This is a genomic window from Nocardia sp. PLKS1-43, from assembly GCF_059510335.1.
Map to the genome: position 1 here is coordinate 54,989 of NZ_JCAJZQ010000012.1, position 21,523 is coordinate 76,511.

The 21,523-nt window shown below is 69.3% G+C and carries 15 protein-coding genes; 7 read left to right on the forward strand and 8 right to left on the reverse strand.

Going from position 1 to position 21,523, the window contains the following annotated elements:
- Positions 1-226 precede the first annotated feature (226 nt).
- From manB to rfbD, 3 genes are read right to left on the reverse strand one after another with little or no spacing between them, the layout of a single operon-like run.
- Positions 227-1,351, reverse strand: coding sequence for a mannose-1-phosphate guanylyltransferase (gene manB, locus AC5WS7_RS31725; RefSeq protein WP_495958282.1), 1,125 nt, complete (start codon positions 1,349-1,351; stop codon positions 227-229).
- A gap of 53 nt (positions 1,352-1,404) precedes the next feature.
- Positions 1,405-2,322: a glycosyltransferase family 2 protein gene (locus AC5WS7_RS31730; protein WP_495958283.1), complete on the reverse strand. Its 918-nt coding sequence runs from the start codon at positions 2,320-2,322 to the stop codon at positions 1,405-1,407.
- Between the two features lie 9 nt (positions 2,323-2,331).
- Positions 2,332-3,168: a dTDP-4-dehydrorhamnose reductase gene (gene rfbD / locus AC5WS7_RS31735; RefSeq protein WP_495958284.1), complete on the reverse strand. Its 837-nt coding sequence runs from the start codon at positions 3,166-3,168 to the stop codon at positions 2,332-2,334.
- Between the two features lie 159 nt (positions 3,169-3,327).
- On the opposite strand from rfbD, the gene AC5WS7_RS31740 reads away from it, so the two are divergent.
- From AC5WS7_RS31740 to AC5WS7_RS31750, 3 genes are all read left to right on the forward strand, one after another.
- Positions 3,328-4,791: an LCP family protein gene (locus tag AC5WS7_RS31740; RefSeq protein ID WP_495958436.1), complete on the forward strand. Its 1,464-nt coding sequence runs from the start codon at positions 3,328-3,330 to the stop codon at positions 4,789-4,791.
- Positions 4,779-5,495, forward strand: coding sequence for a TIGR03089 family protein (locus AC5WS7_RS31745; RefSeq protein ID WP_495958285.1), 717 nt, complete (start codon positions 4,779-4,781; stop codon positions 5,493-5,495). The genes AC5WS7_RS31740 and AC5WS7_RS31745 overlap by 13 nt, the downstream gene beginning before the upstream one ends.
- A gap of 366 nt (positions 5,496-5,861) precedes the next feature.
- A complete protein-coding gene (locus tag AC5WS7_RS31750) occupies positions 5,862-7,166 on the forward strand; it encodes a cytochrome P450 (protein ID WP_495958437.1) in 1,305 nt (434 codons plus the stop codon).
- A 14-nt stretch (positions 7,167-7,180) separates the two neighbouring features.
- On the opposite strand, the gene AC5WS7_RS31755 is transcribed toward AC5WS7_RS31750, so the two are convergent.
- The 5 genes from AC5WS7_RS31755 to AC5WS7_RS31775 all read right to left on the reverse strand — a co-directional run bounded on the left by AC5WS7_RS31755 (position 7,181) and on the right by AC5WS7_RS31775 (position 12,923).
- Positions 7,181-8,755: a carboxylesterase/lipase family protein gene (locus AC5WS7_RS31755; RefSeq protein WP_495958286.1), complete on the reverse strand. Its 1,575-nt coding sequence runs from the start codon at positions 8,753-8,755 to the stop codon at positions 7,181-7,183.
- A 148-nt stretch (positions 8,756-8,903) separates the two neighbouring features.
- Positions 8,904-9,176: an Rdx family protein gene (locus tag AC5WS7_RS31760; protein ID WP_495958287.1), complete on the reverse strand. Its 273-nt coding sequence runs from the start codon at positions 9,174-9,176 to the stop codon at positions 8,904-8,906.
- 141 nt (positions 9,177-9,317) lie between these two features.
- Positions 9,318-9,722, reverse strand: coding sequence for a YchJ family protein (locus tag AC5WS7_RS31765; protein ID WP_495958288.1), 405 nt, complete (start codon positions 9,720-9,722; stop codon positions 9,318-9,320).
- 370 nt (positions 9,723-10,092) lie between these two features.
- Positions 10,093-10,533, reverse strand: a complete 441-nt coding sequence (locus tag AC5WS7_RS31770; protein ID WP_495958289.1) for a hypothetical protein — start codon at positions 10,531-10,533, stop codon at positions 10,093-10,095.
- Complete coding sequence (locus AC5WS7_RS31775; RefSeq protein ID WP_495958438.1) at positions 10,518-12,923, reverse strand: AAA family ATPase; 2,406 nt, start codon at positions 12,921-12,923, stop codon at positions 10,518-10,520. Before AC5WS7_RS31775 ends, AC5WS7_RS31770 begins: the two co-directional genes overlap by 16 nt.
- Positions 12,924-13,361: 438 nt before the next feature.
- Here AC5WS7_RS31775 and AC5WS7_RS31780 point away from each other — a divergent pair, with 438 nt between their 5' ends.
- The 4 genes from AC5WS7_RS31780 (at position 13,362) to AC5WS7_RS31795 (ending at position 21,310) form a co-directional block, all read left to right on the forward strand.
- The gene (locus AC5WS7_RS31780; protein ID WP_495958290.1) at positions 13,362-16,208 is read left to right on the forward strand and encodes a DUF5691 domain-containing protein; all 2,847 of its coding nucleotides are present in this window, start codon (positions 13,362-13,364) and stop codon (positions 16,206-16,208) included.
- Positions 16,205-17,317: an ATP-binding protein gene (locus AC5WS7_RS31785; RefSeq protein ID WP_495958291.1), complete on the forward strand. Its 1,113-nt coding sequence runs from the start codon at positions 16,205-16,207 to the stop codon at positions 17,315-17,317. Before AC5WS7_RS31780 ends, AC5WS7_RS31785 begins: the two co-directional genes overlap by 4 nt.
- Entirely contained in the window at positions 17,314-19,860 is a 2,547-nt protein-coding gene (locus AC5WS7_RS31790) for a DUF5682 family protein (RefSeq protein WP_495958292.1), read from the forward strand. Before AC5WS7_RS31785 ends, AC5WS7_RS31790 begins: the two co-directional genes overlap by 4 nt.
- Positions 19,861-20,152: 292 nt before the next feature.
- Positions 20,153-21,310, forward strand: a complete 1,158-nt coding sequence (locus AC5WS7_RS31795) for a VWA domain-containing protein (RefSeq protein ID WP_495958293.1) — start codon at positions 20,153-20,155, stop codon at positions 21,308-21,310.
- Positions 21,311-21,523: the final 213 nt, after the last annotated feature.

The following is a 21,523-nucleotide window of genomic DNA, read 5'->3' on the forward strand; positions in this document are numbered from 1 at the left end:
TGCTAGATTTCGGAGCGGCCGCCGGGGGCGCACTGCTCATGCGCGAGAGCAGGACCACGCCAACCCGGGCCGGGCGGCGTAGCGGTCGCCCGCGACGATCGACGGGCGAGATCGGCTGTGGCCCTCGGCCGATGACCGGCCACACGAGAACGACGCGACGTCGAGCGGCGCGCACCGGCCGGGCAACGATTCGTTGCGGCTCTCGCCCGGCCGGTGCGGCGAATTCCTAGACGTCAGTGGAGAATCGGATCCCACCGTCGGGCAGATCGACGCCGGGCCAGATGCGGGCCCCGCGCAGAAGTTCGCAGCGGGCGCCGACATTCGCGCCGTCACCGATCACGGCGTCCCGGACCAGGGCGCGCGGGCCGATGCGAGCACCGAAGCCGATGATCGAACGTTCCACTGTCGCACCGGCTTCCACGCGCGCACCGTCGAACAGCACCGCGCCGTCCAGGCGCGCGCCGGCGCCGACCTCCGCGCCCCGGCCGACGACCGTACCGCCGATCAACAGCGCACCGGGGGCCACACCTGCCCCGGGATGCACCAGCGACTCACCGCGCTGGCCCGGCAGCGCGGGCGACGGCGCGATGCCGCGCACCAGATCCGCCGAACCGCGCACGAAATCCTCGGGCGTGCCCATATCGCGCCAGTACGAGACGTCCACGTGGGCCTGGATGTGCGCCCCCTCCGCCAGCAGGGACGGGAACACCTCGCGCTCCACCGACACCGGACGCCCGGTCGGGATCTTCTCGATGTACTCGCGACGGAACACGTAACAACCGGCGTTGATCTGGTCGGTCGGCGGATCCTGGGTCTTCTCCAGGAACGCGGTGACCCGGCCCGAATCGTCGGTGGGCACACAGCCGAAGGCGCGCGGATCGCTCACCCGCACCAGATGCAGTGTCACATCTGCGTTGGTCGCGACATGGGTGTCGAGCACCGCGCCCAGATCCGTGCCGCCGAGTACGTCGCCGTTGAACACCAGTACGGTGTCCGCGCGCAGTTTGGGCAGGACATTGCGGATACCGCCGCCGGTACCCAGCGGCTCGGTCTCGGTGACGTACTCGAGGTCGAGCCCGAGTTCGGAGCCGTCCCCGAAATGTTCCTCGAACACCTCGGCCTTGAACGAGGTGCCCAGCACCACGTGCGTGATGCCCGCGTCGGCGATCCGGGCCAGCAGGTGGTGCAGGAACGGCAGGCCCGCGACGGGCAGCATCGGTTTCGGCGCGGAGAGCGTCAATGGCCGTAGACGGGTGCCCTGACCGCCTACCAGGATCACCGCGTCGGCCGTCGCGCTGAGCCCGGGGTCGGGCTCGGCGGTGGGGCCATTCGACACAGTCGTGTCCGCCATCAGTCTCCCCTTGTCAGGTTCGGTCCACGCGGGCGTGGGTGGAAATCGTCGCGCTAACGCTGTGCGTCACGTTCGCGCAGCGCAGATCGAACCGCAAGCCTGCAGCGAATCGCAAGTCCGGCCTTGAGAGCCCACCGCAAAGGCGCCTGCCACCAGTGCGGATGCCGATCGGCCTGGAAACGATATGCCGACGCGTGATGGGCGGGCAACATCGTTTCCGGATTGCGCCCGGCCGCATGGCCCTTCGCATGTGTGACCTCGGCCGCCGGCACGAAGACGTTGTGCCAGCCCGCGCGACCCATCCGGTCGCCGAAATCGACATCCTCCATGTACATGAAGTACCGGGAATCGAAGCCGTCGATACTGTCGAACGCGGCGCGGCGCACCAGCAGGCACGAGCCCGAGAGCCAGCCCACGGTACGTTCGGCGATCTGCTCGTTCTCCTGGCGGTACCGGCGCGTCCAGGGATTGCCCGGCCAGATGCTGCCCAGGATGGCGTGCCCGGCCCCGTCGAGCACGCCGGGCACCGATCGCGCCGACGGGTACACGCTGCCGTCCGGTTCGCGCACCAGCGGGCCGATCGCCCCGGCGCGCGGCCAGCGCTGTGCGGCCTCGAGCAGGACGTCGATCGAATCCGTGCCCCAGCGGATGTCCGGGTTGGCGATGACGACGTACTCGATCTCCGGGTCGATCTCCGCGACGGCCCGGTTGATCGCGCCGCCGTAACCGATATTTCCTCCGGTGCGTAGCAACCGGACATGTTCGTTCGCCTCGGCCGCGAGTTCGGGAGTTCCGTCGTTCGAACCGTTGTCGGCCAGGATGACCTGCGGCTTCTCACCGGTCGCGGTGGCCAGCGTACTGATGAAATGCTCGAGGTGCTCGCCGGGCGAATAGGTCACGGTGACCACGACCAGACGGGGTCGAGGAGTCGTCTCACCGTCGTGCCGTTCTACTGCATCCGAAGAGTTCACCGGTGCAGCCTACTGGTCCGGGCGGGCCAGCGCGTCGTCGAGTGCGAGCCGCCAATCGCGCAGCGGGGTCAATCCCGCCTCGATCCAGGCGCGGTTCGACAACACCGAATATGCCGGGCGCGGTGTGGAACTCGGGTATTCCGCACTACTGCACGGACGCACCCGGTCCGGATCCGCACCCACCCCGGCGAAGACCGCGCGGGCCAATTCGAACCAACTGGCCCGGCCGGCGTTGGTGGCATGCAGGATCGGCGCGATGCCGTCCGCACCGGCGGTGACCGATCGGACCAGTTCGAGCAGGCCCGCGGCCAGGTCCGGAGCGAAGGTGGGCGAGCCGATCTGGTCGTCCACGACGGTGACGGTCTCGCGTTCGCGTTCCAGCCGGCGCATGGTCGCGACGAAGTCGCGGCGATCGCCGGTGTACACCCACGCCGTACGCACGATGTGCGCATCGGGCGCCAGACGCAGCACCGCCTGTTCCCCCGCCAGTTTGGAACGGCCGTAGACGGTGGTCGGGCCGGTCGCGTCGCCGGGTTCGTACGGGCTGGTCCCGGTCCCGTCGAAGACGTAGTCGGTGGAGATGTGAATCAGCTTGGCGCCCACGGCGGTACAGGCCGCCGCGAGCACGGCCGGCCCGGTCTCGTTGCGGGCGAACGCGCCCGCGGCATCCGATTCGGCCGCGTCGACCGCGGTATAGGCGGCGCAGTTGAGCAGCACGTCGCCGGGTTCGAGGACCGCGCGCACGCCCGCGTCGTCGGTGATGTCGAGATCCTCGCGTCGCAACGCCACGACACCGGGAGCCTCGGCGCGCAGGGCTCGCCCGAGCTGACCGCTCGCGCCGGTCACCACCACACGTCTGGAAATTTCTGGGCACACGCGGGCCAGTCTGACACGGCACGCCCGCCGCGCCTCGCAGATGCCCGCGACTGCGTTGGCTAGCCTCGATTCCACGGGGTCGATGCGTGAAAAAGAATTCTTCAGGGCGTGGCCGAAAGGATCAGAGCATTGCCGCAGAAGCTGTCTCCCGCCCGCCCAGGATCCCCCGACGCGCATCCGGGCCGAGTGCTGGTCGCGGCGCTCGCGGCGCTGGTCTTCATCGTCACCGGTTTCGGCTGGCACAGCATCGACGGACTGATCTCCGGTATCGAGCGGATCGGCGATCTGGGCCTGGGCGGCGGCAGCGACGGCGCCACCGACATCCTCATGGTCGGCATCGACAGCCGTACCGATGCGCACGGAAAACCGCTCAGCGCGGCCGAACGGGCGATGTTGCACGCCGGAGACGAGGTGGGCACCAACACCGACACGATCATCCTGGTCCGCATACCCAACAACGGCCGCTCGGCCACCGCGATCTCGATCCCCCGCGACTCCTACGTCGACATTCCCGGCGTCGGTAAGGGAAAGATCAACTCCGCGTACGGGGTGACCAAGGAACTGACCCGGCAGAAGCTCAACGCGAAGGGCGTCTCGGACGCCGAGGCGGACAAACAGTCCACGCAGGCCGGGCGCGAGGCGCTGATCAAGGCGGTGGCCGATCTGACCGGTATCACCGTCGACCATTACGCCGAGGTGGGGCTGCTGGGATTCGCACTGCTCACCGATGCCGTGGGCGGGGTGCAGGTCTGCCTGAACAATCCGGTCGACGAGCCGATGTCGGGCGCGGACTTCCCGGCGGGGGTACAGCGGCTCAACGGCGCGCAGGCGCTGAGCTTCGTCCGCCAGCGGCACGATCTGCCGCGCGGGGATCTGGACCGGATCGTGCGCCAGCAGGTGTACATGGCCTCGCTGGTACATCAGGCGATCAGCGCCAAAATCCTGGCCAACCCGTCGAAGCTGGACTCGCTCAGCAAAGCGCTCGGCCGCACGATCGTGCTGGACGACAAGTGGGACGCACTGGATTTCCTGAAGCAGTTGCAGGACCTCTCGGGCGGGCAGGTGCGCTTCGAGACGATCCCGGTGGCCGACCTCAACGGCAGCACCGCCGACGGCGAGTCGGTGGTGCGGGTGGATCCGTCCGCGGTGCGGACCTACGTCGCGTCGCTGGTGGGCCGATCCGGCTCGGGCGGCGGGATCTCACCCGCGCAGGTGACCGCCGACGTGTACAACGCCAGCGACACCTCGGGATTGGCCGGGCAGGTGGCACAAGCGCTGGCGGGCAAGGGATTCCACACCGGAACCGTGGAAAACTGGTCGGGCGCTCCGGTGTCGACCAGCCGGGTGCTGGCCGCCAGCACCTCCGATCCCAAAGCCGCGGCGGTGGCCGACGCGCTGGGCGGACTGCCGGTGCGGGCGGCTCCGGGCACGCCGGAGGGGGCCGTGCGGGTGGTGCTGGCGGGTGACTACTCTGGTCCGGGCTCGACGGCGGGCGAATTGTTCAATACGTCGGGGAGTTCGAGCACCGCGACCCCGGTCCCGCCCGCCCCTCCCATCGACGCAGGCCAGAACGGACCGAAATGCGTGAACTGAACCGGACTCTCACCGATGCGCTCCTGGAGCCGATCCTCGACCGGGATCCGGCCGGGCCGCGGATCACCTATTACGACGACGCCACCGGCGCACGCATCGAACTGTCCGGGCTCACCCTGGCCAACTGGGCGGCCAAGACCGCCAATCTGCTCCGCGACGAATTCGGCCTCGCACCCGGTGCGCGGGTCGCGGTGCTGCTGCCGGCCCACTGGCAGACCGCCGCGGTGCTGCTGGGCTGCTGGTGGGCCGGTGCGGAGGTGCTGCTGGGGCCCGACGACGACGCCGAACTCGCGCTGACCACCGCGGCGCGGCTGGACGAGGTCGATCACATCGCCGAGGTGGTGGCGCTGTCGCTGGACGCGATGGGCGGGCCGGTGCGCGATCTGCCGCTCGGCGTCACCGATTTCGCGACGTCCGTGCGGGCGCACGGCGATCAGTTCCACCCGCGCGGCGCGGGTCTCGCGCTCGCCGGGGCGTCCGTGGCCGAGGTTGTCGAGGCGTCTCGCGAATCCGCTGTCCGGCAAGGCTTCTCGGAGAAGGACCGGGTGCTTTCCGAGAGTTCCTGGGATACCTCCGCCGAGGTGATCGACGGGTTGCTGGCGGTGTACGCGGCGGGTGCGTCGCTGGTGCAGGTCGACAATGCCGATCCCGCGAAACGCGAGCACCGCGTCGGTACCGAACACGTCACCGCGTTCCGGTCCTGATCGATCGGCCGGGCAGTTCGGCGTCGTGATCCCGGCTGGTCCGATCTCGGTCCCGGCCAATGCGTTCCCATGCGCGCCGCGGTCGATCCCAGCGATTGCGATCGATGCGATGCCGCGGCGCGGCCGGTTCGACGACACACTCCGTTCCTCGATCCGCACACCGTCCCGCGCCTGCTACGGGTGCGGTTGCGGGTAGCGGGTGCGGCTGGGAAACAAGTGTGTACGCGCCGATACCGCGCTCGTAGCATCGAATGCGGCAGTCCTACCGCGGTAGGGGTCCGAGTCCGACCGCAGGACGTTTCCGCCAGTAGTACGGGTACGTACCGTGGATGTCGACCTGGACGTGACGACGAGTTGGGGGTAGTTATGGGACCGCTGTACTGGATGCGCTGGATGTCGGTGCAGGGCCTGCCGCGGCTGGCGCTGAAGGCTTACGCGCTGCGCGGAGATCCGCTGGCGCAGCTGTTCGGCGATCCCGCGGTCACCCACGACCCGTACCCGCTGCTGGAGTCGATCCGGGCGCGCGGGCGCATGGTGCGCACCCCGTTCGCCTGGGTCACCGTCGAACACGATTTGTGCCGGAACATCCTGCGGGACAACGCGATGGGTGCGGTCAGCGCGGATGCCTTCGACATCCCGAAGCCGCTGCGCAAGCTGACCGCCCTGGCCCCGCTCCCGCCGAATCCGATGGAGTCGCCCTCCATGCTGGTCATCGACCCGCCCGAGCACACCCGGCTCCGGCGATCGGTCTCGGCGGCGTTCACGCCGCGGGCGGTCGGCCGGCTCAATGAGCGCGTCGAATCGGTCACCGAGGAGCTGCTGGATGCTCTACCCGAGAACGGTTCCGCCGACCTGGTCGCCGATTTCGCCGCACAGGTACCGATCGCGATCATCTCCGAGATGCTCGGCTTTCCGCGCAGCGCGAAGGACCGCTTCCTCGGCTGGGGCGATGCGATCAGCCCGCTGCTGGACATAGGCATCCCGTGGCGCTTCTACCGCGATGCCGTGGTCGCCATCAGGCAGATGGACGAGTACGCCGGTCAGCACCTCGAGCAGCTGCGCCGCTCCCCCGGCGAGGACATCCTGTCCAGCCTGGTCACCGCGGGCGAACTCGACGAGCGGGATCTGAAGGCCACCGCGAGCCTGCTGATGGGCGCGGGATTCGAGACGACGGTCAACCTCATCAGCAACGGCATCGTGCAACTGCTCGCCCACCCCGACCAGCTCGCCAGACTGCGCGAGGAGCCCGAGCTGTGGCCCAACGCCGTCGAGGAGGTACTGCGTTTCGACGCACCCGTGCAGAACACCGGACGCGTCGCACTCCAGGAGACGGAGTACGAGGGCATTCCGATGCGCGAGGGCACGACCATCGTGCTGTCACTGGCCGGCGCCAATCGCGACCCGAATGTCTTCGAAGCTCCCGACCGTTTCGATATCGGCCGCTCCAACGCCAGGGAACACCTGACGTTCTCCTCCGGTATCCATGCCTGCCTCGGCGCCAGCCTGGCCCGCATGGAGGCGGTGCACGCGTTGCGCGCTCTGTTCGACCGCTTTCCCGATCTGCGACTCGACGGCCCACCCCAGCGCCGCCCGCTGTTCACCCTGCACGGCTACAGCCATATGCGAGCGAACCTGGGCAGGCGTCACGCCGACCACGCCACGTCGGTCTGAGGCGCCGCCGCGGGTCAGCTGAACCCGACGACCTGGTCACCCCACGCGGTGAAGAGGTTGTGGTCTGGATCGTCGACGATGCGATCCGTGACGTCGATGAGCAGGGTGTTGCGCGAGGATTCGCGGTAGGGCGGCCAGTGCTTGGATCCGTCCAGGGCGGCGGGCACACCGTGCTCGGCGAAGGCCAGCCAGCGCCGCATCATCCGGCCCGAGACCTCCATGGCCGCTTTGCGACCGCCGAGCCAGAACGTCGGATCGTGGTTGAGAGTGCCGAAATTGCCGAAGACATAAGGCAATTCGGTGGCATGCCCGGCGCCGACCCGCGCGGCCTTGAGCATCGGGGTGGCCTGATCGAACCGGTACATCCAGGTTCGGGTGTGCCGGGAGTGCGCATCGGCGACCCAGTGCGCGGGCATCCGGAACGCGGCGTCGGTCGACATCGCCAGGGCGCCACGGGCTTTGCCCAGATCCGGATAGGCCGAGGTGATCTCTGCGATCCGCTCGGGCGACATCTCCGGGTGATCGGCGGCGACGCCCTTGAGCATCGCATTCACCGCATCCGGGGTGACCGGCATGATCGGTGAGCGGAACAACCGGAAGAGCGAGGCCTCGTCCCGGTTGGTGCCGATAATCAGGGGCACCCGATGCGATCGGCCCTGCTGGAATCGGTCGGTGGGATAGGTGGGCAGCAGATCGCCGTCCACCACCGGTGCCGCGGCCAACCGGCCCGGGGATTGCAGCGGCACCTCGTCCAGCAGGATCCCGGCCGCCTCCACGATCCGGCCGATCGGGCATTCGAGCAGTTCCGTCGCCCGCTGCCGCGGCAGATCCACCAGTTCCAGGAATCGGCCGGCCACCAGCGCGGCCCGCTCGGGACCGAAAACCGATGTGGCGGGCGGACTCTGAGCGATGGCCCGATGAAACAGCCCGGCCGCGGGAGGCGAGGTGAGCAGCGCGGTCACACATCCCGCACCCGAGGATTCACCGAACAGCGTCACATTGCCCGGATCGCCGCCGAACGCCGCGATATTGTCACGCACCCATTCCAGTGCGGCGATCTGATCGTGCAGGCCCAGATTCGGCACGAACTCGTCGCCGAGCGAGGACAGGTCGAGAAAACCGAGCGCACCCAGCCGGTAGTTGACCCCGACCACGACGACGCCGCCCGTCTCGGCGAGTTTGCGTCCGTCGTAGATGCTTTGGGCCGCGGTACCGAGGCAGTAGGCGCCGCCGTGCAGCCACACCATCACCGGACGCGGCTCCGAGTGCGCCGCGGCGGGAGCCCAAACGTTCACCCACAGACAGTCCTCGCCCATCCGCAGACCGGAATCGACCGGCACCATGGTGCCCATCGTCTGCGGCGCGATCTCGCCGAACTCGGTGCAGTCACGTTCTCCGTCCCAGGGCACGGGCGGTTGCGGGCGGTTGAACCGGTCGGGGCCGGATGGGGGCGCCGCATACGGAATACTGCGCCAGACGTGCACCGAACCGTCGTGGAATCCACGGACCGCGCCCGCGGCGGTGCGGGCTACGGGTTCGGCGCCACGGGTGTCCACACCCTGAGCCTCCTGGAAGAATTGAGTACTCATCCCCGTGCCTCGCTCCGGCTCGCCTCCGGCCCGACCACCGCTGTGACCGCGCCTGATACTCGCTCGCCCATGACGGCACCTCCTCAACTCTCTGTAATGAGAGTACGTCCGAGATCATGTCCGACGGCGAAGCCCGAGTCCTCGCACGTCAGCCGCGATCGATATGACCGAGGTCGCGACCGGGATCAATCCGGTCGCGAACACGCTGTTTGAGCAGGGCGATGTCGGGAAATCCGCCGTCCGAGCGGCGTTCCCAGATCTGATCTCCGTCGAGCGTGATGCGGAAGACACCCCCGTCCCCCGGGATCAGCGCCACCTCCGACAGTTCGGTGGTGAAGGTACTCAACAGCTCCTGAGCCATCCAACCCGCTCGCAGCAGCCAGCGGCATTGGGTGCAGTACTCGATCGCGACTCGTGGCATATCCGCACCCTACGTCGGCGGCGGAATCTGCCCTTGGAAAAACTTGCAGCAACTCCTCCGCTTCCTCCGTGCGTTTGTAGTGGGAACGGTAGGAGTGTCCCCGATAACGGGCAACAACTCGGGAAAGCCGCACCCGAATCGTTACCTCTCGATGTCTCCATCCAGGTAGCGCCACGCGCCGTCGAACCTGGCAAATCTGCTGCACTCGTGCAGCACACCTCGTCCGCCCGAACTCCGGTAGTGCGCACGGAATTCCACGACGCCGGTGTCGTCGAATGGCCCGCCCGCTTCCGTGCGCAGAATCTCCAGAAACATCCAGCGCTGTTCCGGATCCAGTTCGATCCGGTGCGGCCGGGTCCGGGGGTGCCAGGACTCGAGCAGGTATGCGGTGTCACGCACGGCGAACGCGGTGTACCGCGACCGCATGAGCGTCTCGGCAGTGGGTGCGGGCCGGGTGCCGTCCAAGCGCGGCCCGCAGCACTGCTCGAACGATTCACCACTGCGGCAGGGACACCGATCGGAGCCGGCCGGAGATTCACTGTGCATCGTTCGATTATCGGATCCGGGCGGCCCGGATCCGGGCCGCCCGGTCACCGAACGGGATACGTCGCCGGATCGTCGGCTCCGCACCCGCCGGGTTCACAGCATGCTGAGCAGATTGATGACGCTGGCCAACGCCGCGCTGGCGTTGGCCACCAGCGAGGAACCGGCGTTGAGCAGATTGAGCGTCCCCGTATCCATGATGCAGCTCTCTTTCATCGAGACAGATGAAACCCGACTGTGTACAACCGCATTCACGCCGCAAACCGAGCAGCAAGCACACAGTACTGTTCATAGGCCGACCACATCAATGAAATCCCCATGTTGATAGCGAATTTGGGGCTTCCGTCATCGAATTGCCGGACAATACGGGCGATTACGACCGGCCGGTATGCGGTTGCTTGGCCGTAACCACGTTCTCGGATTCGGTCAATGTCCCCAATTCGTCCGCGAGCCGGGCGGTTTCGTCGAACCAGCGCCGCAGCTCGACCACCGTCGGGGCCAGTTCGTAATCCTGGTGATGTCCCACCCGGGACAACGTCGCCCACAGCGCGGAAATCCGGGCCGAGGTCTCCTGGCCGGCATAGGAATCCAGCGCCAGCAGCTGAGCCCGCATACTGCATCGCGCCAGCGGCGGCGCGACCACCAGCCACAGCTGGTCGATGGACTGCTCGAGCGCCAACCGCAGAATCCACACCGTGGCCCGCGACCACAATCCGCCCGCATCGGTCACGGTGCCGCGCAGCAGCTCGTCCGCCGCGGCCAGACGCTGCGCGACCGTCGGCGGCTGCGACTCCCGCGTTACGGATTCAGCCATTTGACCAATTTCCTGGTACCGCTGATCAATTCGCGGGTGCCCCGATCGATGCGGATATGCGCCCCGGCGGCCGCGTCCCGCAGGACCGCCCGCGCCCACGCGGCATCGCGATCGAGCAGATCGTTCAGATCGTCCACTCGATCCGGGTCACCGAAGACGGCCAGCGACACCTTCTCCCAGGTGGTGCGCGCGGCATCCACCCGCCGCTGCACCTCGCGGTGATCGACTCCCTCCGCCAGCAGCGTGCGCCGGGACCGGGCCAAGGCAGCGGCCTCGATGGCCGAGCGGCAACAGGTCACCACCAGTTCGGCGGCGATGGCGCGGGGCAGCTGTTTGGTGCGCAGCAAGGCGTTGGCATCGCTGAGATAGCGGCGCACCGGATCCTCCGCGACGCGCACCTCAACCGCCGAGCGCTCCCGCCGCTGCACGTCCAGCACCGTCGCGTCCAGCCGCAACCGGCGCACCGCCTCCGCAAGCCGCTCGTCGTGGGTGAACACCACGACCTGACGCCCGCTGCGTGCGGCCGCGGCGAGCACCCGCGCGAGCCCGTCCACCTTGGCCGGATCCATCGCCTGCACCGGATCGTCGATCACGACGAACCCGAACGGACTCTCCGGCACCGTCGCACGCGGCAGGAACAAGGCCAGGCCGAGGGCGTGCAACTCGCCCTGGCTCATCACGCCGAGCGCATTGCTGCCGGCCTCGTCGACGGTGACGTCCAGCAGCACCTTGCGGCTGGCTCCGGCGTTGCCCTGCAACCGGATCACGCCGAGATCCACATTGCTCTGCTGACGAAGTCCGCGCCAGATGCCGCGGGCATGCTCGGCCAGCGGCGCCATCCGCTCATCGCGGAGTCCGGCGGCGGCGGATTTGAGCCAGTCCTCGGCCCGCCGGAGGGTGTGCAGTTCGGACTCGGCGGCAGCGACCGCACGCGCGCCCTGCAACCACGCCGCGATGCGCGGAACCAGCGGCATCCAGACCGCGTCGAGACGATCCAATTCCTTTCGGGCCGAGCCGCGCAACGCGGCCAGCAGCCGGACCAGATCCGCGTGGGCGGTCCGCAACCGGTCCGGGAAATCCGCATCCGGTTCCGTCTGCGCCGATCTCGCCCATGCGGCCCAGGCCTGGCGTGCCGGACCGGTGTCCACGTTGGGTGCCTGCGCCGGCGTCGGATCCAGTTCGGCGGGCACCGGCTGCACCAGCGCGCGAGCACGTTCGGCCGCCGCGAGGAGAGCGTCCCGGGCCGCGGTGACCGCCGCGGCCCGCTCGCTCAACCGGGTGATCTGGGCATCGGTCTCGCGCAACCACTGCGCATCGAGCGCGCCCGAGCCGCACACCGGGCAGGCGCACGCGCCCGAGGCCGCCACATGTGCGCGGGCGCGGTCGAGCAGATCCAGCACACGCAATTCCGCCTCGGTATCGCCGGTGGTCAGCTCGCTCAGCCGCCGCGCGCCCGCCTCTACCGCAGCGGCGGCCTGATCCACCGACGCCGAATCGGGCAATCGCAGACGCAGCATCGCCTGCAACGCGGCGGTGCCGGCCGGATCCTGCCGAGCGCCCGACACCTCCCGGCCGATGGCCACCAGGTCCGGGTCCGCGGCCCGCAGCAGCTGCGCGACCCGGGCCGCGCGATCGTCCGCGACGGCCTCGAGCGCGGTGAGCAGCTCGTTGCGTTCGTCACGGGTTTGTTTTGCGGCGCGCTCCAATTCGAGGCGGCGCACGCGAGTTCGCTCCTGCGCCGCGGTGAGATCGTCCAGGCCCAGCAGCCGGTGCAGGGCGTCGAACAGATCGCTGGGACGGCCGTCGACCAGAGCGCCGAGTTCGCTGTAGGACAGGAACGGCCGGTACAGCTCGAGCGCACGAGCCCATCGCTCGACCCGAAACTCGGTGGGGCTGCGGCCTTTTCGCGATTCGGTCCAGGCGCCGCCGGTGAGGTCGGCACCCTCTGGCCACTCCCGGGTGATCGTCACGGCGCCGTCCGGGCCCGCCGCGGTGAGTTCCACCTCCACACGAGAGGTCTTGCCGTCGTGCAGGTTTCGCCATCCTTCGCGCCAGACCGACGCCCTGCCCGCCCAACGCCGCGTATCGCCGGTCAGCGCCAGCTCGGCGGCCTCGGCGAAACTCGACTTGCCCGACCCGTTACGGCCCACCACGAGCGTCAGGCCCGGACCGGGATCCAGGCGCAGCGACGCCTCGGGGCCGATACCGCGGAAGCCGCGAACCCGGATGGCACGCAGGAAGATTCCGCTCATGCCCAGACTCGGCGACCGATCGGGCTCGGCATCCAGCGCGGCGAGCACCGCACTCGATACCTCCGGGGTGATCGTCGGATCGGCATCCAGGCGGTGCAGCACCAGATCGGACAGGCGTTGCGCACCGCCGGTGGACACGTCCCCCAACTGCCACTCCCTCCGCAAACGCCGTAGCGCGTTCGGACTACCGATACGCCGACGCTACCGGATGCGCCGCGCATTCGCGTATGCCGGAGGCCGCGAACCGTCCCGGACGGGGTGCTTATGGCCATCGAGCGGTGATCCGCCCGATGTCCACCCCTCGGCCGTCCCCGGCCGGGCAGTTCTACGGGTCTCGCCCGAATTCGGGCGGTTCGGATCAACCGAACAGAACAGAATGACAGAGTTCGATCACGAGCACAAGAACAGATGAGATTTCAATCATCCACCGCCCCAGCGAGATTGGTCTCGCAAACATACCGCGAACCCGCCCGCTCGGGCCGCCCGGCGATTCCTGTCGGTGGGGTGGGGTAGAAATCCGGTCAACCGAGTGAACGGGGGACGGCAGTGCCGACGACACCAGTGGGAACCGAATCGATGACCTGGACCGCACAGCAGGTCGCCGCGCTCGCGCCCGATGCCGCATCACTCACCGCCGCGCGAAAACTGCACGGGCGGTGGCACTCCACGGGGTGGTGCGACTCCGCGCTGTGGGGGCTGTGCAAGGGTAGCGGCGCGAAGCCGTATCAGACGATCGTGGACCTGTCCGGCCCCGCCTACAAATGTTCCTGCCCGAGCCGGAAATTCCCCTGTAAGCACGCGTTGTCCCTCCTGCTGAACTGGTCCGACGGCCTGGTGCCCGAGTCCGGCGCGCCCGCCGACTACGCCGCGCAATGGCTCGGCGCCCGCGCACAGCGAGAGACCGAATCCGTTGCCGCGCAGAAGAAGACGCCCTCCGCGGCGACGGCAGCACAGCGTCGTGATCGGGTCGCGGCCGGACTGGCCGATCTGGACGTGTGGCTGTGCGATCAGGTGCGCACCGGGTTGGCCCAGGCGGACCGCTCGTTCGCCGCCTTCGAATCGGTGGCCGCGCGGATGGTGGACGCACAGGTTCCCGGTGTCGCCTCGACGCTGCGGCAACTTCCGCGCAACGTTGTCGGACGGGAAGATTGGCCGGCGATACTCCTGCGCGAGTACGCCCGGCTGCACCTGCTCGCGACAGCACATCGCCGTCTCGACGAGCTCGAACCAGCGCTGGCGGCCAGTGCGCGCGCACACCTCGGCTATCCGGTCACCGCGGAGTCCGTGCGCACCGAGCCCGCCGTCCGCGATCACTGGATGGTGCTGGGTCTGCGCGTCACCGAGGAGGAGGGCCTGCACACCCGTCGTGTCTGGCTGCGGGGGCGGATGAGCGGCCGGTGGGCGCTGATCCTGGACCACTCGTTCGGCACTCCGGCCTTCCCCGCGGATCTCCCGGTGCCCGGATCGATGGTGGACGCCGAAGTGCACTTCTACCCGGGCTCCGCGCCACTGCGCGCGCTGTGGGGCGAACGACACGATGTTCCCGCACCGATCCCGCAGCCGTTCGCCACCGCGCCGGAGGCGTCCGGCGGGGAGCCGGGCGGCATTTCCGCCGCGCTCACCGCGCACGCCCGCGCGCTCGGCGCGGATCCGTGGCTGCGATCGTGGCCGGTACTGCTCACCGACGTCGTTCCGGTGGTGTCCGGTGACATCTGGTCCGTCGTGGACCGCGAAGGTTCCGCGCTGCCGCTGGCGCGGCTGGCCCAGCAGCCCTGGCAGCTGATGAGTCTGTCGGGCGGACATCCGGTCACGGTCGTCGGCGAATGGTCCGCCGATGGCCTCGTCCCGATCTCGGGCTGGGCGGACGGCGAGATGACCGCTCTCGGCGCGGAGGTGATCGGCGGATCCCGGCCGCAGTCGAACGAACTGGCCTCGGTCGCGCTACTGGGCACGGCGCGGCGCGGATTCGATCCGGCCACACTGCCCGAGCCGGTGGCCGAGGCTGCCGCACGACTGCACGGCGATCCGGCACTGGTCCTGTTGGAAGTCGCCGCGCTCCAGGACGTCTTCGCGCGCGGCGCGGTCCTGCCCGGCACCGGTGAGCCGCCCGAACCCGCGGAAACCGATCCGCGCCCGGTCCTGCCCGCCCCGGCCACGGCTCGGCTCGTCCGTCTGCTGACCGAGGGGTCGCCGTTCCTCACCGAATGGTTCGACGCCGCCGAACCACACGACTTCCGCGCACCCGACGCGATCTGCACTCTCCTGCTGGACCAGGCGAAAACCCGTGGGCCCCTGCGCGAATCACTGCTGCGGCTGGCCGGAGAGCGCGGCCGCTGGCTGGCCGCGCACCATGCACCGTGGCAGGCCCTGGCACGCGCCAGACCCGACGATACGAGCGTGTGGTCGCACGGGCGCACGACCGAGCGCCGCGCCTGGCTTGCGCAGCTGCGGGCACGCGATCCCCACACCGCCCGCGAAACTCTCACGGGCAGCTGGCGTTCCGAGCCCGGCCCGGCGGGCGCGGATCTGCTGGCCGTTCTCGCCGACGGCCTCGGCCCCGCCGACGAGCCGCTGCTGGAATCCGCGCTGGACGACCCGCGTGCCGAAGTCCGGCGCATCGCGGCGGACCTGCTCGCCCGCCTTCCGGATTCGGCCTTCGCCGCGCGCATGAGCGAACGCGCGGCGCGCTGGCTCACCTTCGACGGCGAGCAGTTGGTCGCCGATCTCCCTGATCGACTGGATGATTCGGCTCGGCGCGACGGCATCGCCGACCGCACCGCGCACACCGCCTACCGCTTGGACGGGGCACCGCACGTCGCCGCGGAGTGGCTGCGCCGAGTGATCGCCGCGACCCCGCTGCGTCATTGGGACGCGCTGCTGGGCGCCCCCGGATCGGCCGCCCGGGTGGGTATGCGCGCCGACCTGCTCGGGCCGGTCACCGCCGGCTGGGCCGACGCCGCGCTGGCTCAGCACGACAGTCGTTGGGCCGCAACGTTGTTCGAGGTGCTGACCAGCACCCCGACGCTCGGCGCCGATCCCGATGTGCGGCGGCGGCTGTTCGCCCTGCTACCGCTCGACCGGCGGGTGGAGTATCTGCGCACGTTGGACAGCAGCTGGCTGGCCGAGATCGAACTGCTGGTGCAGGCGGTGCCGCGGCCGTGGCCGGTCCCGCTGGCCCGATACCTGATCCGGCTGCTGCTGGACCGCGCCGAGCTCGCCGCGGCCCGTCCCGGCGCGCCGGGCCTGTCACCGGCCTCCTACCGCACCCTGTTCCGCACCGCCGCCGCGCACTTCCCGGTCGAGGCCGCCGCGGCGGTCGAGGTCGCCGCCCGCCGCTGCGGTGACCCCTACTGGGAAACCTGTTTCAACGAACTGGCCCACGACCTGATCCAGCGCACGACCATGCTCGAGGAGTTGCGATGACCACGACGAATACGACCGATTCGGCGCCGGCCGGCCTGCTGCGTCCACACGCCGAACAGGCCTTCGCCGACGAGCTGCGCGCGCTGGCCGCGGCCGACGACCGTCCCCGCCCGCCCTCGTGGCGGCTGTCGCCGTGGGGCGTGGTCACCTATCTGCTCGGTGGCACCCTGTCCGACGGCACCGTGGTGAGCCCGAAGTACGTCGGGCCGCGCAGACTGATGGAGGTCGCGGTCGCGACCCTCGCGACCGACCGCGCACTGTTGCTGCTCGGCGTCCCCGGCACCGCGAAAACGTGGGTGTCCGAACATCTTTCGGCGGCGGTGTGCGGTGCGTCGACCCTGCTCGTACAGGGCACCTCCGGAACCGCCGAGGAGGCGATCCGCTACGGCTGGAACTACGCCAGGCTGCTCGCCGAGGGGCCCAGCGAGGGCGCGCTGGTCCCGTCCCCGGTCATGACGGCCATGCGCCGGGGTTCCATCGCCCGCGTCGAGGAGCTCACCCGCATTCCCTCGGATGTGCAGGACGCGCTGATCACGGTGTTGTCGGAGAAGACACTGCCGGTCCCCGAACTGGGGGTGGAGGTGCAGGCAGCCAAGGGCTTCAACGTCATCGCCACGGCCAACGACCGCGACCGCGGGGTCAACGAGCTGTCCTCGGCGCTGCGGCGGCGCTTCAACACCGTCGTGCTGCCGTTGCCCGCCGACGAGGACGAGGAGGTCGCGATCGTGACCCGCCGCGTCGAACAGCTCGGCGCCGCATTGGAGTTGCCCGCGGTCCCCGCCGCCGCGCAGGAGGTGCGCCGGGTGGTGCAGGTCTTCCGCGAGCTGCGGTCCGGCATCACCGCCGACGGCCGGACCAAACTCAAATCACCCTCCGGAACGCTGTCCACCGCCGAAGCCATCTCGGTGATCACCAACGGGCTCGCGCTCTCGGCGCATTTCGGTGACGGTGTGCTGCGTGCCGCCGATATCGCGGGTGCGGTACTCGGTGCGGTGGTGAAGGATCCCGTCGCCGACGCGGTGGTGTGGACCGAATATCTGGAAGCCGTCGTCCGCGAACGGAAGGACTGGGCCGACTTCTACCGGGCATGCCGCGAGGTCCACGCATGAGCCCGGACAGATCCGAGCCGCCGCAGACCCGGGTGTTCGGCATCCGGCACCACGGCCCCGGATCCGCACGCTCACTTCGCTTGGCACTGGAGCGGTTTCGTCCCGACGCCATCCTGATCGAGGGTCCGGCCGATGCCGACCCCCTGATCGCCCATATCGCCTCCGCGAATATGGAACCACCGGTCGCACTGCTGGCCTACGTCCCGGAAACCCCGTCCCGCGCGGCCTTCTGGCCCTTCGCGGTGTTCTCTCCCGAATGGCAGGCCCTGCGCTACGCGCTCGAGCACGAGGTCACCGTCGGCTTCTGCGACCTGCCCGCCGCCAACGCCCTCGCCGCAACCGGCGAACCCGGCGACCGCACCGACCCTCTGGCCGTGCTCGCCGCCACCGCGGGCTACGACGATCCGGAACGCTGGTGGGACGCGGTCATCGAATCCAGCGCCGACGCGGACGTTTTCGATGCCATCACCGAGGCCATGAGCGCGCTGCGCGAAGCCGCGGCCGAACCGGAGAATCCCGGGACGCAACTGTCTGGATCCGATCATTTTTCTGTGCCGGAAAACATTGCCGCACAACGTGCTTCAATAGAACAGTGCCCACCGTCGGCCGAAATCGACGACGCGGGCGGCGATCTGCACATCTGCGCTGAAACCCCTGTGGCACAGAATATTCCCGGCTCGACGCACCTTGATCCGCTACATGAACCCACGACCGCCGTGGTCGTGCGCGACGCCGACACCAGCACCGCACCGCACGATCACGGTTCACCGGTGTCCGCCGCGTCGGACGAGGTGGGCGACTCGTCGACTGCGACCGCTCCGGGACGCGACGCCGAGGAACTGATCGGATCGCCGGTGGATCCGCATACCTTGCGACGTGAGGCGTACATGCGCCAGACGATGCGTAAGGCGTTGAAGGGCGGGGCCACACGGCTCGCGGTGGTGTGCGGGGCATTTCATGCTCCGGCGCTGACGGGAGCGCTCGGGCCGGCCGCGGCGGATGCGCGGATACTCAAAGGGCTGCCGAAGGTGAAGGCGACCTCGACATGGGTGCCCTGGACGCATTCGCGGCTCGCGGGTTCCTCGGGGTACGGCGCGGGCGTCACCTCACCGGGGTGGTATCACCACCTGTTCACCGAGACCGATCGGCCGATCGCGCGCTGGCTCACCAAGGTCGCCGGCACCTTGCGCGCCCACGACCTGCCGGTATCCAGTGCGCACATCATCGAATCGGTGCGGCTCGCGAATACCCTCGCCGCCCTGCGCGAACGACCGCTGCCGGGGTTGTCGGAGGTCACCGAGGCCACCCGAGCGGTGCTGTGCGAGGGCGACGAGACCATGTTGCGCCTGGTCACCGGGGAATTGGTGATCGGCGAGGCACTGGGCTCGGTACCGGAGGACGCCCCGGTGGTCCCGCTCGAGGCGGATCTGCGCGCACAGGCGAGGACGCTGCGGCTGACGCGCCAAGCCCTGTCCCGGCAGTTGGATCTGGACCTGCGCAAGGACCGGGACATCGCGCGTTCGCGGCTGCTGCACCGGCTCCGGCTGCTCGCGATCCATTGGGGCACACCGGCTTCCAGCGAGGTCCGCAATACCGGAACCTTCCGGGAGACGTGGACGCTGGTCTGGGAACCCGAACTCGCCATCGCCGTGATCGAGGCATCCCGCTGGGGCACCACCCTCCTGTCCGCCGCCGAGGCGAAAATTCTGGACTCCGCCGCCGCCCCGCAGGCCACCGTCGCCGACCTCGGCCGCGCCCTCGAACAGGCCCTGCTGGCCGATCTCGGCGGTGCCGTACCGGGACTGGTGACCCGCCTCGAATCCGTGGCCGCGGTGGACCACGACGTCACCCACCTGCTGGCCGCCCTGCCCGGCCTGATCCGCACGCTGCGGTACGGCGATGTGCGCGGTACCGACGTCGCGGCGCTCACTCGCGTCGCCGACGGGATGCTGGTCCGCATCTGCGCCGGATTGCCCAGTGCCGTAACAGGTTTGGACGCCGATGCCGCGGCCGGCCTGCGCGCTCTACTGGACGACGCCCAGCTTGCCCTGGCCATCCGTGACGATCAGTGGGCGACCCGCACATGGCACAGCGCACTGGGCAAACTCGCCGACCGGAGCGATGTGCACGGCAGTCTGGTCGGCCGTGCGGTCCGGTTGCTGTGCGATGCGGGCATTCTGGACGACGCCGAATCCGCGCGTCGCCTGTCCGCGGCGCTTTCGATCGGCCACGATCCCGCCGAGAAGGCCGCGTGGATCGACGGATTCCTCGGCGGCCGCGGTCTGCTGCTGGTGCACGACCGAAACTTGCTGCACCGCATCGACATCTGGCTCCGCGGTCTGGACGAGGACCAGTTCGTCGCCACTCTCCCCCTGCTCCGCAGAACCTTCGGCGCTTTCGAATCCGGTGAACGCCAGGCGATCGGCCAGGCCGTCCGCGACGGCGGTCCGGTCGCCCCCGCCCCGCCCCGGACCGGTGGCTTCGATCCGGATCGCGGCACCTTCGCCCTGGGCGCCGTCACCCGAATCCTGGCGGTCGGATGATGCCGCCCAGTAATCCCCGGCCGACCTCGCCCGGCGAATCGGCCGGGCAACACCGCGACGGTTCACGCGAGTTCGCGCCGACCGACAGCGGCGACGTACCGACGACGTATTCCAGCTTCACGCCGACCGGACGCATCGTGACGGCAACTCGCCGCCATCCCGGTGCGGCACCGCGTACGCGCGCCGCCGGCCGCGGACGCGCAATCAGTACGAGCCGGTCGAGGCGCGAAACACGACGAGAACCGCACGGCGCGAATTCCCGCGCCGTCCGCGGGAGAGGCGGTAGGCACCGATGACCGAAATGGATCGAACACAGTCTCGCCGTTGGCGTTTGGTGCTGGGCGCCCCCGCGGAGTCCTGCCTCGGGGGGCTGGGGTCCGGGGGTGACGCGGCGATGGATCGAGCGCTCTCGGCGTTGTACAACGCCGACGAGCTGACCCCGGCGGAGAAGCGCGCGGGCGGATTGGGCGGATCGGCGCCCAAGGTCGCCCGGTGGCTGGGTGATATCCGCAGCTATTTCCCTTCCACCGTGGTGGAGGTGATGCAGCGCGACGCGGTGGAGCGACTCGATCTGACCCGGCTGCTGCTCGAGCCGGAACTACTCGAGGCGGTCGAACCCGATGTGCACCTGGTCGGCACCCTGCTCGGCCTGAACCGGGTGATGCCCGAGACCACCCGGTCCACCGCACGCATGGTGGTGGAGAAGGTGGTTCGCGAAATCGAGCGGCGCATCGCCGCGCGCACCGTGGCCGCCGTCTCCGGCGCGCTGAACCGGGCCGCGCGCACCACCCGCCCCCGGCTGCGCGATATCGACTGGGATCGCACCATCCGCCGCAATCTCGCGCACTACCTGCCCGAACATCGCACGGTGGTGCCCGAACAACTCGTCGGCTACGGCCGCAGGTCGCAGGCGGTGCGGCGCGATGTGGTGCTGGCGATCGATCAATCCGGATCGATGGCGTCGAGCGTGGTGTACGCCTCGGTGTTCGGCGCGGTTCTGGCCTCGATGCGCGCACTGAGGACGTCGATGGTCGTATTCGATACGGCCGTGGTCGATCTCACCGATCGGCTCGCTGATCCGGTCGATGTCCTGTTCGGCACGCAGCTGGGTGGCGGGACCGATATCAATCGCGCCATCGCCTACAGCCAACAGCTGATCACGCGGCCGGCCGACACGCTGTTCGTGCTGATCTCCGACCTGTACGAGGGCGGAATCCGCGACGAGATGCTGCGCCGGATCGCGGCGATGCGTGAATCCGGCGTTCAGGTACTCGTCCTGCTGGCCCTGTCCGACGACGGCGCACCCGCCTACGACCACGAGAACGCCGCGGCCCTCGCAGGGCTCGGCGTCCCGGCCTTCGCCTGCACCCCGGACAAGTTCCCGGATCTACTGGCGGTGGCTCTGGACCGGGGCGACGTCCGCACCTGGGCGAACAACCATGCGGGCTGAGCCGGACGCTACGTCACCGCGCGCTGCTCCCGAGCGAGTTCAGGAACCCCAGCACGGATTGCCCGAACCCGAGACCTGCTCCGAAAACCCCCAACGCGCCATTGACTATGCCGAAGAGATCCATCTGCAGACTCCTTCACCGACCGTACGGACAGCGAGCGAACCGGACAGATCATACGGCCCCCAGGCCCGCGAACCCCGCATCTCGCCGCC

Coding starts and splice junctions, on each gene's coding strand:
- manB (WP_495958282.1), bottom strand. CDS start 1,351: ATGGCGGACACGACTGTGTCGAATGGCCCCACCGCCGAGCCCGACCCC.
- AC5WS7_RS31755 (WP_495958286.1), bottom strand. CDS start 8,755: ATGAGTACTCAATTCTTCCAGGAGGCTCAGGGTGTGGACACCCGTGGC.
- AC5WS7_RS31760 (WP_495958287.1), bottom strand. CDS start 9,176: ATGCCACGAGTCGCGATCGAGTACTGCACCCAATGCCGCTGGCTGCTG.
- AC5WS7_RS31770 (WP_495958289.1), bottom strand. CDS start 10,533: ATGGCTGAATCCGTAACGCGGGAGTCGCAGCCGCCGACGGTCGCGCAG.
- AC5WS7_RS31785 (WP_495958291.1), top strand. CDS start 16,205: ATGACCACGACGAATACGACCGATTCGGCGCCGGCCGGCCTGCTGCGT.
- AC5WS7_RS31790 (WP_495958292.1), top strand. CDS start 17,314: ATGAGCCCGGACAGATCCGAGCCGCCGCAGACCCGGGTGTTCGGCATC.
- AC5WS7_RS31750 (WP_495958437.1), top strand. CDS start 5,862: ATGGGACCGCTGTACTGGATGCGCTGGATGTCGGTGCAGGGCCTGCCG.
- AC5WS7_RS31765 (WP_495958288.1), bottom strand. CDS start 9,722: ATGCACAGTGAATCTCCGGCCGGCTCCGATCGGTGTCCCTGCCGCAGT.
- AC5WS7_RS31795 (WP_495958293.1), top strand. CDS start 20,153: ATGACCGAAATGGATCGAACACAGTCTCGCCGTTGGCGTTTGGTGCTG.
- AC5WS7_RS31780 (WP_495958290.1), top strand. CDS start 13,362: ATGACCTGGACCGCACAGCAGGTCGCCGCGCTCGCGCCCGATGCCGCA.
- AC5WS7_RS31745 (WP_495958285.1), top strand. CDS start 4,779: ATGCGTGAACTGAACCGGACTCTCACCGATGCGCTCCTGGAGCCGATC.